The organism is Streptomyces ferrugineus, from assembly GCF_015160855.1.
GTDB classification, from domain to species: domain Bacteria; phylum Actinomycetota; class Actinomycetes; order Streptomycetales; family Streptomycetaceae; genus Streptomyces; species Streptomyces ferrugineus.
In genome coordinates this window covers 8,868,720-8,881,894 of record NZ_CP063373.1, presented here as the reverse complement: position 1 = coordinate 8,881,894, position 13,175 = coordinate 8,868,720, and the positions used below count along the sequence as shown (strand labels likewise).

11 protein-coding genes are annotated in these 13,175 nt (G+C 69.9%); 6 read left to right on the top strand and 5 right to left on the bottom strand.

Annotated features, from left to right (window positions below):
- Positions 1 to 189: 189 nt before the first annotated feature.
- Positions 190 to 1,005 (bottom strand): L,D-transpeptidase family protein, encoded by an 816-nt coding sequence (locus IM697_RS39485; RefSeq protein ID WP_228044345.1) that lies wholly within the window; start codon positions 1,003 to 1,005, stop codon positions 190 to 192.
- Positions 1,006 to 1,158: 153 nt separating this feature from the next.
- Between IM697_RS39485 and IM697_RS39480 the strand changes: the two genes are divergently transcribed.
- Both IM697_RS39480 and IM697_RS39475 read left to right on the top strand, forming a co-directional pair.
- A complete protein-coding gene (locus IM697_RS39480) occupies positions 1,159 to 2,739 on the top strand; it encodes an acyl-CoA mutase large subunit family protein (protein WP_194041616.1) in 1,581 nt (526 codons plus the stop codon).
- 99 nt (positions 2,740 to 2,838) lie between these two features.
- Positions 2,839 to 3,411 (top strand): Uma2 family endonuclease, encoded by a 573-nt coding sequence (locus IM697_RS39475; RefSeq protein ID WP_322734585.1) that lies wholly within the window; start codon positions 2,839 to 2,841, stop codon positions 3,409 to 3,411.
- On the opposite strand, the gene IM697_RS39470 is transcribed toward IM697_RS39475, so the two are convergent.
- Positions 3,408 to 4,808 (bottom strand): FAD-dependent oxidoreductase, encoded by a 1,401-nt coding sequence (locus IM697_RS39470; protein ID WP_194050061.1) that lies wholly within the window; start codon positions 4,806 to 4,808, stop codon positions 3,408 to 3,410. The two genes, IM697_RS39475 and IM697_RS39470, sit on opposite strands and share 4 nt — an antisense overlap.
- 87 nt (positions 4,809 to 4,895) lie before the next feature.
- Here IM697_RS39470 and IM697_RS39465 point away from each other — a divergent pair, with 87 nt between their 5' ends.
- From IM697_RS39465 to IM697_RS39455, 3 genes are all read left to right on the top strand, one after another.
- Positions 4,896 to 5,546 carry a TetR/AcrR family transcriptional regulator gene (locus tag IM697_RS39465; RefSeq protein ID WP_194041612.1) on the top strand — a complete coding sequence of 217 codons (651 nt, stop codon included), beginning with the start codon at positions 4,896 to 4,898 and terminating at the stop codon, positions 5,544 to 5,546.
- A gap of 104 nt (positions 5,547 to 5,650) precedes the next feature.
- On the top strand, positions 5,651 to 6,637 hold the full coding sequence (locus tag IM697_RS39460; protein WP_194041610.1) for a glycosyltransferase family 2 protein: 987 nt from the start codon (positions 5,651 to 5,653) through the stop codon (positions 6,635 to 6,637).
- A complete protein-coding gene (locus IM697_RS39455; protein ID WP_194041608.1) occupies positions 6,634 to 7,977 on the top strand; it encodes an alpha-2,8-polysialyltransferase family protein in 1,344 nt (447 codons plus the stop codon). The genes IM697_RS39460 and IM697_RS39455 overlap by 4 nt, the downstream gene beginning before the upstream one ends.
- Before the next feature lie 79 nt (positions 7,978 to 8,056).
- Here IM697_RS39455 and IM697_RS39450 read toward each other — a convergent pair whose 3' ends face one another.
- The 3 genes from IM697_RS39450 to IM697_RS39440 form a co-directional block, all read right to left on the bottom strand.
- Positions 8,057 to 9,187, bottom strand: coding sequence for an acyltransferase family protein (locus tag IM697_RS39450; protein WP_194041606.1), 1,131 nt, complete (start codon positions 9,185 to 9,187; stop codon positions 8,057 to 8,059).
- Between the two features lie 128 nt (positions 9,188 to 9,315).
- On the bottom strand, positions 9,316 to 10,674 hold the full coding sequence (locus tag IM697_RS39445) for a polysialyltransferase family glycosyltransferase (protein ID WP_194041604.1): 1,359 nt from the start codon (positions 10,672 to 10,674) through the stop codon (positions 9,316 to 9,318).
- Positions 10,674 to 11,654 (bottom strand): glycosyltransferase family 2 protein, encoded by a 981-nt coding sequence (locus IM697_RS39440; RefSeq protein WP_194041602.1) that lies wholly within the window; start codon positions 11,652 to 11,654, stop codon positions 10,674 to 10,676. The genes IM697_RS39445 and IM697_RS39440 overlap by 1 nt, the downstream gene beginning before the upstream one ends.
- 198 nt (positions 11,655 to 11,852) lie before the next feature.
- Here IM697_RS39440 and IM697_RS39435 point away from each other — a divergent pair, with 198 nt between their 5' ends.
- Complete coding sequence (locus IM697_RS39435; RefSeq protein ID WP_194041600.1) at positions 11,853 to 13,166, top strand: DUF6716 putative glycosyltransferase; 1,314 nt, start codon at positions 11,853 to 11,855, stop codon at positions 13,164 to 13,166.
- Positions 13,167 to 13,175: the final 9 nt, after the last annotated feature.

The window sequence follows — 13,175 nt, the reverse complement described above, 5'->3', positions numbered from 1 at the left end:
TATAGATCCGGGAAAATACTTCGCCGTGAGAGTGACGTTTTCGGCCGCGGCGGCGCTGATGAGAGTGAGCCGACTGGTCATCGGCCGTCGCACAGAGCCGGGGTTCCCCCCGTACCTGCGGCTCGTGCATCGGCGCGGGCGGGACACGTTCCCCCGGTCCCGCCCGCGCCTCATCTCCGCTTCCCGCCCTCACCAGTGGACGACGACCTTGTCGCCGGTCCGCACCTGGGCGAACATCTCCGAGATCGCCCGCTCGTCGGCCACGTTGACGCATCCGTGCGAGGCGCCCGCGTAGCCCGTGGCCGCGAAGTCGGACGAGTAGTGCACCGCCTGGCCACCGCTGAAGAACATCGCGTACGGCATCGGCGAGTCATAGAGCGTCGACACATGGTGCCGTGACTTCCAGTAGACACTGAACACACCTTCCCGGGTCGGTGTGTACTCCGACCCGAACCGCACCGGCACCGTCACGACCGTCCGCCCGTCGATCATCCAGCGCAGGGTCCGGCTCGACTTGCTGATGCACAGCACCCGGCCGCTGAGGCACCGCGCGTCCGGGGCGTCGGCGGGCTGCCCGCCCATCAGGTACAGGTCCCACTTGCCGGGCTCGCGCGTCATCTTCAGCAGCCGCTGCCAGGTGACCTCGTCGGTCCTGCCCGTCTTCGGCAACCCCCGCTTGCCCTGGAAACCCCGGACCGCCTGCTCGGTGAGGTCGTCGTAGGTCCCGGTCGGCCCGTCGAAGAGCCAGGCGATCTGCCGCAGCCGGGCCTGCAGCTCCCGTATGTCCCGGCCCGTGTCGCCGCGCCGCCACAGCACGGCGGGCGCCGCGGGCGGGGGCGTCGCGCTCGGCTTGTCGTCGGGCGGCGCGGACTTCGGGGAGGGCGTGCCGTCCGGCAGCTCTATGCGGATCGGCGAGTGCCGCTCGCCGTCCGAGGCCTGCACCGTGCAGCCGCACAGCACCGCGAGCACGGCGCCCGAGGCGCATACCGCAGCCGTTCTCCTCATGCCCCTGATACGCATCCCCGCCCCCGGTCGTCTCATCGCGGCCACCCCGACCGCACCGATGTCACCTGAGATGTTCCCCGCGCGTGACCGGTCGCGAACTACGCGGCATCGTGGGACACAGGGGTGACCACGGCAACGCGGGAGGTATCCACCATGGCGCGCGAGTCGGAGTCCGGACTGCCCATCGAACCGGTCTACGGGCCGGACGCGCTGACCGGCTGGGACCCGGCCGAGAAGCTGGGCGAGCCGGGCTCGTACCCCTTCACCCGCGGCGTGTATCCCACGATGTACACGGGCCGCCCGTGGACCATGCGCCAGTACGCGGGCTTCGGCACGGCGACGGAGTCCAACGCCCGCTATCGCGACCTGATCGCCCACGGCACGACGGGCCTCTCCGTCGCCTTCGACCTGCCCACCCAGATGGGCCACGACTCCGACGCCCCGATCGCGCACGGCGAGGTCGGCAAGGTGGGCGTGGCCATCGACTCGGTCGACGACATGCGGGTGCTGTTCGGCGGGATCCCGCTGGACAAGGTGTCGACGTCGATGACGATCAACGCCCCCGCGGCCCTGCTCCTGCTGCTCTACCAGTTGGTGGCGGAGGAACAGGGCGTCGCCGCCGACCGGCTCACCGGCACGATCCAGAACGACGTGCTCAAGGAGTACATCGCGCGCGGGACGTACATCTTCCCGCCCAAGCCCTCCCTGCGTCTGATCGCGGACATCTTCAGGTACTGCCGGGCCGAGATCCCGAAGTGGAACACCATCTCGATCTCCGGCTACCACATGGCCGAGGCGGGCGCGTCCCCCGCGCAGGAGATCGCCTTCACCCTCGCGGACGGCATCGAGTACGTCCGTACGGCGGTGGCCGCGGGGATGGACGTCGACGACTTCGCCCCCCGCCTGTCCTTCTTCTTCGTGGCCCGTACGACCCTCCTCGAAGAGGTCGCCAAGTTCCGCGCGGCGCGCAGGATCTGGGCGCGGGTGATGCGGGACGAGTTCGGCGCGAGGAACCCCAAGTCCCTGATGCTGCGCTTCCACACCCAGACGGCCGGTGTGCAGCTCACGGCCCAGCAGCCGGAGGTGAACCTCGTCCGGGTCGCGGTGCAGGGCTTGGCGGCGGTGCTCGGCGGCACCCAGTCCCTGCACACCAACGCCTTCGACGAGGCGATCGCGCTGCCGACGGACAAGAGCGCGCGGTTGGCGTTGCGCACCCAGCAGGTGCTGGCGTACGAGACGGACGTGACGGCGACGGTCGACCCCTTCGCGGGCTCGTACGTCATCGAGAGGATGACGGATGACGTCGAGGCGGCGGCGGTCGACCTGATGCGGCGGGTCGAGGACCTGGGCGGCGCGGTCGCGGCCATCGAGCACGGCTTCCAGAAGAACGAGATCGAGCACAGCGCGTACCGGATCGCCCAGGAGACGGACTCCGGCGAGCGGGTCGTGGTCGGCGTCAACCGGTTCCAGATGGACGAGGAGGAGCCGTATCAGCCGCTGCGGGTGGACCCGGCGATCGAGGCCCGGCAGGCGGAACGGCTTGCGCGGCTGCGGGCGGAGCGGGACCAGGGGGCGGTGGACGCGGCGCTGGCCGCGCTGAGGAAGGCGGCCGAGGGGGAGGAGAACGTGCTGTATCCGATGAAGGAGGCGTTGCGGGGGCGGGCGACGGTGGGGGAGGTGTGCGGGGCGCTGCGGGAGGTTTGGGGGACTTATGTGCCGTCGGATGTGTTCTGAGCTGGGCGATTCCCTCGAATGAGTGATCGGGGGCGGAAACCGTCCGTCCCCGGTTAATCTCGTGGAGGGTTTTCCCGAAAGGAGGGTGCCGTGGCTGTGATGCTGCACGAGTCGTCGCTTGCCGATGCCGCCGACCGGCTCTGGGAGGAGCTGCCCGGGCACCGGGTAGAGATCCTCAACGGGAGCATCGTTGTGACACCGCCGCCGGATGGACCGCATCAAGTGACGTGCGTCGAGGTCAGCTACGCGTTCAGGGAGGCCGGAGCCCGGGAGGCTGGGCTCCGGGCGGTTCCCGGGATCGGACTCTGGCTGCCGACCGGACCGGATGACTACGCGGTGCCGGACGTGTCCGTCGTCGACACTGACTTCCGGGATTCGCTTGTCGAGAAGAACTGCTATGCGCCGCATGTCTTCCGGCTGGTCCTGGAGGTGACCTCCACCAACTGGTCGAATGACACGGTCATCAAGCTCGGGACCTACGCCAAGGCAGGCATCCCTGTCTATGTCGTGGTCGACCGCGCGCACGACGAAGTCCTCCTTTACCAGAACCCCATCGACGGCAAGTACCCCGACCCCCTCCGCTACAAGCGAGGCCAGACAGTCCCCATCCCCGAATCCGTCGGTGTCACCCTCGACCTCCCCGTCGACACCCTCCTCGACGGCGACGACTAGCGAAGCCCGAACCGGACCAGGTAGTCCAGCAGCCCGGTCTCCTGGTCCCCGGCCCACCCCACATACCCGTCCGGCCGCACCAGGAACAACCCGCGGCCGTACGCCCCCTGCGCGCCCCCTCGCAGCACCCGCACCGCCCCCGGCACCCCAGGCGCCACCACGCCCACCGCGACCAACGTCCAGTGCGGCCCCCGGAACGCGTCAAACAGCCGTACGCCATCCACCACCCCGTCCGGCGCCCGATCCCCGGCCCGCACCGCCCCCGGGACCGCCCGCGCCTCCACCGTCAGGCTCGACTCCCGGTATCCCAGCCCCAGTTGACGCGTAGCCACCCCACGCCGCACCTCCCCGCGGTGCACGCTCGTCGACAGCCCCAGCACGCCCGCCGCGACAGGCCGCCGCTCCTCCTCGTACGTGTCCAGCAGAGCCTCGGCCGCCCCGTCCCGCAGCACCGCGTCCAGCTTCCACCCCAGGTTGTAGGCGTCCTGCACGCTGGTGTTGAGCCCTTGCCCGCCGGCCGGGGAGTGGACGTGCGCGGCGTCCCCCGCGAGGAACACGCGTCCGACCCGGAACCGGTCCGCGAGGGCTGTCCGGGGCATGAAGTTCGAGGCCCACCGCACCTCGGTGACGTCCTCCGGCGCCAGATGGGATCGCGCGCCGACGACCTCGCGCACGCCCTCCAGAGAGACGTCCACCGACGTCCCCTCCGTGAGCTGGGCCGTGACCTGGAAGTCCTCCGTCCCCGCGAGCGGGCAGACGGCGAGGAAGCCCTCACCTTCCCCACACGGCGGGAAGAGGTGCCAGTGGTCCCGGTCGAGGCCGGTGATCCTGACGTCCGCCACCAGCGTCGGGCTCGGGTCGACGGTCTCGCCGGTCATGCCGACGCCGAGCGCCCGGCGCACGGCCGAGCGGCCGCCGTCGGCGGCGACGACGTACCGCGCGCGGATGGCGCCGCCGTCCGCGAAGCCCACGGTCACCCCGTCCTCGTCCGGTGTGATCCCGGTGGCCTCCCGGCCGAAGGCGACCTTCCCGCCCAGCTCCGCCAGCCGCGCGTACAGCACCTCCTGCGTCCGCCACTGCGGCACCATCCACGGCTCGGCATACGGCGAGTCCTCGGTCACCTCGGCCGGGTCGAACATCCGGTGCTCGCCCATCCGCTTTCCGTCCCGCCAGATCATCCCGACCGGATAGCCGCCGCCGGCCGCGCGGATCGCGTCGAGCACGCCCAGGTCGTCGAAGACCTCCATCGTGCGCGGCTGGATCCCCTTGCCGCGCGACCCGGGGAACAGCGCCTCGGCCCGCTCCACCACCAGTGCGTCCACCCCGCGCCGGGCGAGGTCGATCCCCAGCGCGAGACCGGTCGGGCCCGCCCCCACGATCAGTACGTCCACGAGCAGAGCATCGCGGTTCACGCCCATCCCCCTTAACGTTGTTAAGTGCTGCCTGGGTGTGAGCGTGCCCTTAACGTCGTTAAGCTGTCAAGCGTGACTTCGGAACGACGAGCCCCCCTCGACCGCACCCGCGTCGCGGACACCGCCCTCGAGCTCCTGAACGAGGTCGGCCTGGACGGACTGACCCTGCGCGCCATCGCCAGACGGCTCGACGTCAAGGCGCCCGCCCTGTACTGGCACTTCAAGGACAAGCAGGCGCTGCTGGACGAGATGGCGACCGAGATGTACCGCCGGATGATCGCCGGGACGCCCCTCGACCCCGACGACACCTGGCGGGAGCGGCTGCTGAAGTCCAACCGCGGACTGCGCACGGCGCTGCTCGGCCACCGCGACGGGGCCAAGGTGTTCAGCGGCTCACGCTTCACCGGCATCGTGCACGCCGAGCAGATGGAGGACACCCTGCGCCTCTTCACGGCCGCGGGCCTCACCCTCGCCCAGGCGGTCCGCGCGACCTCGACGACGTACTTCTACACGCTCGGCTTCGTCACGGAGGAGCAGGGCGTGGAGCCCATGGCCGGGGAGCGCCGGGAGGGCTACGACGTGGCCGAACGCGCCCGCCTGATGGCCGACTTCCCCCTGTCGGCCCAGGCCGGAGCGGAGATCTTCGCCGACTACGAGGCGCACTTCGAGGAAGGGCTGGCGGTGGTGATCGACGGGATCGGGGCGCGGTACGGGATCAGGTGACCGTTACTTTTCGTTCACCTGGTAGTTGGCAGGGAGTTGATGTGCCGCGTCGAACATCTCCTACGGTCGCAGGGATCCGCCCCGGAGAGAGCCCAGGTGTACGCGTGACCAACCGCCCCCCCACCCTGTCCGTGATCGTCCCGTGCTACAACATCGAGTCGTACGTACCCGAGACGGTGACCAGCCTGGTCAACAACGAGCGGGACGACTTCGAGTTCATCTTCGTCGAGGACCGGTCCACCAAGGACAAGACATACGAAGCGCTGCTGACGCTGACGAAGAGACTCGGGAACAGCCGGGTGATTCGGCACGAGCACAACGGCGGACTGGCCACCGCGCGCAACACCGGGATCGACGCATCCGAGGGCCGCTACCTCACCTTCCTCGACGGTGACGACTGGCTGGCCCCGGGCTATCTCGCGGATCTGGTGGACGCCATCGAGCGGTTCGACGTCGACTTCGTACGGACCGACCACGTACAGGTGACCGGCATCGAGCGGACCGTGCACCGGGCACCCGAGGGACGGCGGCACACCCCCCTCGACCCGCGCACCTCGATCCTCCCGGTCGACGACACGACCATGGTCGACTATCCCTACGCCTGGGCCGGCGTCTACCACCGCCGCCTCCTCGACAAGGGCATGCTGCGCTTCCACGACGGACTGAAGACCGCCGAGGACCGCCCCTGGATCTGGGACCTGCACCGCAGGGCCGACTCCTACGCCGTCGCCAGCCTGCGCGGCGTCTTCTACCGCCGGGGCGTGGCCAGCTCGCTGACCCAGATCGGCGACGTGCGCCAGCTCGACTTCTTCCGCTCCTTCGACCTCGTCCTCGCCGAGCTCGCCGACGACCCCGATGTGGCCGGGCTGCGCAAGAAGGCGCTGCGCAACTACTGCGTCGTCATCGCCCACCAGCTGCTCAGCCGCGGCCGGTTCGAGCGCAGCATCGCCGCCAGGCTGAAGCAGATGGCCGCCGATGCGCTGGGCAGGATGTCGGAGGACGAGCTGGAAGAGGCCCTCGTCGGGATGGGCGAGGAGCGCGTGTACATGCTGCGCCGGATAAGGGGCGGCATGAAGGGAGTGGCGGCATGATCCAGATCTTCTTCTCGGCCACGCAGTACGCGGCCGCGACCGTCACCGCCGCCATCCGGGCCGGCCAGTTCGGCCCGCGCGAGGGCGTCCGCCGCATCCTGGTCGTCAGCAACACCGCCGCCATCCCCGAGGTCGGCACCCCGCTGGACAAGATGGCCGGCTTCGAGAAGCTGCGCCCCGAGTTCGACGAGGTGCGCTCCTGGAACGAGTTCATCTCCCCCCACCACCCGGCCGGCTGGTCCCCGCGCGGCCAGGACACCCTGCTGTGGGAGAAGGCCGTACGCCTCGCCTGGAACCTGGGCGACGAGCCCGTCGAGATCGCCTGCGAGTCCATCCAGGCCAACCCCTCCCGCGCGGTCGCCGACATCTTCGCCGACAGCCCGATCCATGTGTACGCGGACGGCCTGATGAGCTACGGCCCCACCCGCAACCGCATCCCGCACGGCATGAGCAGCCGCATCAAGCGCGTCCTGCACCTGGACCTGGTGCCGGGCCTCAAGCCCATGCTGCTGTCCGAGTACGGCGTCGAACCCGAGGCCGTCGCGAACGACGCCATCGTCGACGTCCTCGCGCAGATCGGCGAGTCCGGCGCCGGCATCCTCGCCGAGCGCCTCCCGGCCGACAACCCGCCCACCGCCGTACTCCTCGGCCAGTACCTCTCGGCCATCGACCTGATCACCCAGGACGAGGAGGAGCGGCTGCACATCCGCTTCCTGCGCGCCGCCGCCCGGGCCGGTCACCAGGACGTGCTGTTCAAGCCGCACCCCAGCGCGCCCGCCGTCTTCAACGAGTCCCTGGAGGCGGTCGCCGACGAACTCGGCGTCACCCTCACGGTTCTCAACGAGCCCGTCCTCGCCGAGACCGTCTTCGCCTACCTGAAGCCGAAGCTCGTCGTCGGCTGCTTCTCGACCGCGCTGATGACCGCCGCCGCCTTCTACGGCATCCCGGTCGCCCGCGTCGGCACGGACCTGCTCCTCGAACGCATCACCCCGTACGAGAACAGCAACCGCATCCCGCTGACCATCATCGACGCGGCCCTGCCCGACGCCGAGAACGCCGAGCTGGGCTCCCCGCTCGAACTCGCCGGGATGGCCGCGGAGCTGGCCCCGCTGGTGCGCAGCGTCGGCTACTGCATGCAGTCCCGCAAGCATCACGCGATGCGCGACGAGGTGACCGCCTGGCTCGGCGCCAACCTGGACCGGTACCAGCACTACTTCAAGCGCCGCCGCCTCACCAGTCTGCGCCTGCCCGGCGGCAGCCCGGTGCGCGCCGAGGCACTGCGCAGGCACCCGGCGGTCCGCAAGGCCGTACGGCAGCTGCGGCAGACGACGCGGAAGTAAGCGGAAGCAACACGCCCTCGCGGAAAGGCGGTTGGGGTGCCCCGGGTCACGGGGCACCCCAACCGCCTTTCCGCGAGGGTCAGAACCGCACGGCAGGCAAAGCCTGCTTCAGCTTCGGCCCGAACGGCCTCTCCACGAACCGGTGCATCAGCCAGGCCAGTCCGAGCAGGCTCAGTACGGACAGCGCCAGCGTCACGTAGGAGCCGAGCCCCAGGCCCCGGTGCAGCACCCGGATGAAGAACCAGCCCAGGTGCTCGTGGATCAGATAGAAGGGGTACGTCAGCGCCCCGGCGACCGTCAGCCAGTTCCAGTTGGCCCAGCGCGTCCAGCCCAGCGCCACCACCGCGACCGCGGCGAAGGCGAGGAAGACGATGCCCTGTATGACGTACGGGTTGCGGTGGAACTCGCCCTGCGCGCCCGGGTGCCACAGGGCCATCACCGAGTAGCGCTGGCCCAGCAGGAACGACATGCCGACGATGCCCCACAGCAGCAGGTCGCTGCCGAAGCGGTGGATCAGGTACAGCGCGAGGCCGCCGATGAAGAACGGGGCGTGGTCGCGCATCACCAGCTCGTCGGTGAGCGGGTTGTCGGCGACCCGGGCGAACGCGCCGGCCAGCGTCCACAGGATGCAGAAGGTGACCACCCGCTTGTAGGTGACGCCCTTCCAGATCACGAACAGGGCGAACAGCACGTAGAACTTCAGCTCCACCCACAGCGTCCAGCACACCCCGAGGACCCGCGGCACGCCCAGCGGCTGCTGCATCATCGTGAGGTTGACCAGCAACTCGTCCGGCCGCACCGGGTGGACGACGACCGGCAGGAGCACCGCGGCGCCGGTGACCATGACGATGGCCACCCAGTACGCGGGGAACAGGCGGGAGATCCGGGAGCGGAAGAAGTCGCCGAGGCTGCGGCCCCAGCTGCTCATGCAGATCACGAACCCGCTGATGACGAAGAAGAACTGCACACCCAGGCTGCCGTAGGTGGAGAACTGCGACAGCGTCGGGAACATCACGCCGGGGGACTGGTCCCAGGAGGTGGCGACCTCGCCGTTCTTGCCGGTGAAGTGGTACATGCACACCATCAGCGCGGCCACCAGCCGCAGCCCGTCCAGGGCGCGCAGCCGGCTCGCCGCCCGGGGCCGGACAGGAGGCCGGTCGGACAGAGGCAGCCGTATATGCGGTGCCGTGGCCTGGTCAGCCGCGCTCATCCAGGGGCCCTTCTCGCGGGAGTGGTTGACGACCGAACCTACGTCCCTCGGACGGGTGAAAGATGAGTGACGGCTGACGCTCAGGGAGCGCAAAGATGTCACACGGATGAACGACCACCCCTTCTTGGTTACTTTCGGCCGGCCACCTGCTTCAACGCCCGCGCCCGGCGCGCCAGTCGGCGCACGGTCGCGTTCCGCGGGATGAAGGAGAGCTGGGCCGGCACGGCCCCGGGCAGCGCCAGCGACGTCAGGCGCTTGCGCTTGAAGTAGCGCCAGGTGTGCGGGTTCAGATGCCTGCCGAGGTAGGACTCGGCGGCGCCGCGCAGCCCCGGGTAGATCTTCGGCTGCATCGCGAAGCCGACCGCCCCCAGCAGCGCGGCCAGTTCGTCCACCCGTTCCCGCGCGGGCATCGTCCAGCCGCTGACCGCGGAGGCGTCCGCGAGGTCCGGCAGCAGTGCGTCGACGATGGTCAGCGGCACCCGGTTGCTGTTCTGGTACGGCGTGAGCCGGGCCAGCAGGGTGTCGGTGCCGACCCGTGCGACCGGCAGGCCGTACAGGCCGGCGGCGGTCAGCAGCCCGGTCGAGAAGCAGCCGACGACCAGTGCCGGACGCAGCCGCTGGAAGGCGACCTCGGCGAGCACGGGCCGGTCCAGCACGGTGAGTCCGGCGCCCAGCTTCGCCGCCTCGTCCTCCAGGAGCTTCGACCAGCGGGCCGGTGCGACGGGGTGCGGCTTGAACACGAGGTTGCGATGGCCGAGCGCGACGGCGCCGCGCACCATCCGCAGATGCAGGTCCTCCTCCTCGGCATCGGTGAGGATGCCGAGCGCACTGAGGTACTGGCCGAGCAGCAGCGCCGGCTGGTCGCCGCCGGAGGCCGCGGGCAGCGCGGCCTCGGCCTCGGCCAGTTCGCCGAGCACCTTCAGGAACACCTCGGACGGCACCAGTTCGGACGGCACGCCGAACTCGGTGAGCAGCAGCGGGGTGAGGCCCGGGACGAGATCGAGGTGCAGCAGCCGGCCGATCCGGGTGCCGACCAGCGGGTCGATCTTGTCGCGCGTGGGGCCATAGCTTATGAGGCCGTCCGCGTAGACGTCGACGGGAGCGCCGGTGAACAGCTGGCACAGCGCCAGCGCCGGGTTGACCTGCACGGACTCGACCGCCAACTGGATCTCGTCGTCGCCCAGACGCCACAGCAGCCGTACGTACCGCTCCCACATGGGGATGTCGTCGGCGCGCGGCGACCAGCCGCTCGGGTGGAACGGGGCGATGGTCTCGTTCCAGGACAGCACCTCGTCGAACCGCCCGCGCAGCCCGTCGAAGCCCGGCATCGTGTCGACGGACGGGGCGATCTCCGGGTTCACCGCGTTGTTGGTGACCAGCAGCAGCCTGCGGTCGGCCGGTTCGAACAGCCCGGCGTCCAGGGCGGCGGCGAGCGTCGCGGCGCCGTACAGGGTCGAGGCGCAGAAGATCTGGGTGGTGCGAGGCATCAGACGGCCACCGTCCGTGCGCCCATCGACCGGCGCCGCACCCGCCGCAGCCGGGCCGCGCGCTGCGCGTCCATCGAGTCCATGACCTCCGCGAGCACGTCCTGCGGCATTCGTTTCAGGGCGGCGGCGCTCATCGAGCGCAGTTTTCGAGCCACGGCGGGTTCGAACCTCTCGATTTGTCCGAGATGATGGGCCATGATCGCACAATAGGTGCGCACGGCTTTCGGAAGCAGTTTATCGGCCTCCGGGTCACGCGCCGTTTCCTGGATTACCTGATCGAACGCGCGAATGAAATCGAGTTGTCGCACATCACCGATCTGGGTGAGTGAGGATGCCACTCCACGCCGGTAGTAGACACCGAGCAGTCCCACTACGGCGAAGGATTCCGACTCCCGGTGCAGCTTCCAGATCCACGGCCGGTCCTCGGCGGTGCGCAGGCCGTCGGTGAAGTGCAGGATCCCGCGGTCGACCAGGCGGCGGTGGTAGATGCCCGCCCACGCGTACGCGTAGTCCACGGACGTCGAGCGGTCGGCGGGCAGGATCGCCTCGCGCGGGTTCAGCACCGTCCGGCGCCGGCCGTGCGGCACCCGGTGGACGCTGCGGGCCCGCCCCGTGGACTGCACATGGTCGGTGCGCACGAAGTCGCACCCCAACTCCTCGATGGCCGAAAGGAGTTGGGGGAAATAGCCGGGAGCGAGCCAGTCGTCGCCGTCCAGGAACGTCAGATACTCGCCGCGCGCCTTGTCGATCCCGGTGTTCCGTGCGGTGGCCAGCCCTCCGTTCTGTTCGTGTCCGACGACCACCGCGCCCGGCAGCTCACGCTCCGCGCGCGCCAGGATGTCCGGTGTCCCGTCCGTCGAGCAGTCGTCGACGAGGATGAACTCGAAGTCCTCACGTGTGTTCGCACGCAGGCTCTTGAGGGTGTCTGGCGCGTATTGCTGCACGTTGTAGAACGGCACGATGACGGAGAGCTTGACCACGTGAGGGACGTTAGGCGGCGGTCCGGCATCCGTCTTTACTCAGAGCTTGATGTCAGGTGAACGACGCGTGGCGATGCAGTGAACCAGGCTTTTTTTCAACGACTTCGGGCCTCGCTTCGTCGTTAGTCGATGTGCTGTTAACCGTTTGTTGCATTCGGGTTGGGTAGAACCTTGGATTCGCTTCCTAGCGTCATCGACGTGCCAGCAAGTGTGACGAAGACCCGGCGAGTGGCCGTACTCGCGGATTCCGATACCCGGTGGAAATGGGGCGCGCTCACCGCGAACCGTATCGCCCAGGAGGATTCGGACATCCGTCTGGACGGCTATCTCCTGCGCGGCCGGGCCACCCCCACCGCCCGTCAGCTCCAGGAAGTCGGCGTGCCCGCCGACTCCCTCCGTGAGGTGTCCGCCGTCGAGTTCCTGCGCACCATGGCGCGGGAGTCGTACGACGTCCTGGTCCTCGCCCTCGTCGGCGGGGGTGTGCAGGCCATGCTGCACGGCCTGAAGCGGGTCTGGGAGGGGAGCGCCGAGCGGCCCGTGGTCGTCACCGGCTATGTCGGCGTCGTCTACGAGAAGCTCGCCGACGGCCTGCTGCTGCGGCACGGCGCGGACCTCGTCCTCGCCAACTCCCGCCAGGACGCCGAGCGGTTCCGCGCGGTGTACGAGGGGGTCGGCGCCGACGCCTCGTCGGTGACCGAGGTAGCGCTGCCGTTCCTCGGCGGCGAGCCCTACGCCGGCGAGCACGACCCGTACACGGTCGTCTTCGCCGCCCAGCCCTCCGTGCCGGACAGCCGCAAGGACCGCACCTACCTGCTGGACCGCCTCATCCAGCACGCCCGCAGGCACCCCGAGCGCGAGGTGCTGCTCAAGCTGCGCTCCAAGCCGGGCGAACACACCACCCACATCGAGGAGCTGCCGTACCAGAAGCTGGTCCAGCGGCTGGCGCCGCCGGCCAACTTCAAGCTGGTGTACGGCAACATGGGCGAGGTCCTCGACCGCACCGACCTGCTGGTCACGATCAGCTCCACGGCGGCGCTGGAGTCGCTGCACCGCCGTATCCCCACCGTCGTCCTCACCGACCTCGGCGTGCGCGAGGTGCTCGGCAACCACCACTTCGTGGGCTCCGGCTGCCTCGCCTCCTGGGACCAGCTCGACGAGGGACACCGGCCGGCGCCCGACGAGGAGTGGGTGTCCCGGCAGGGCGTCTGCGCCGACGGAACCTACGCCACCGCCTTCGACGCGGCCCGCGAACGCATCGCCAAGCTGCTGGAGCGGCCCGGCGGACTGCCCGCCCTGACGCCGTACTACACGCCGGCCACCGCGCCCGGCTATCTCCCCGGCATCCTCGCCCGCCACCACCTCGGCGTCGACGGCAGCCCGCTGCCCGGCGCCCCCGCCCACGACAGGGAGCCCGGCCCGGTCCGCCAGATAGTGCGCCGGGCGGCACGCGGCGCCTACCGGCACGGCGTGCAGCGGGTGGCACCCGTCATCCGGCGGATGGGGGAGCTGTGAGCCGCCAGA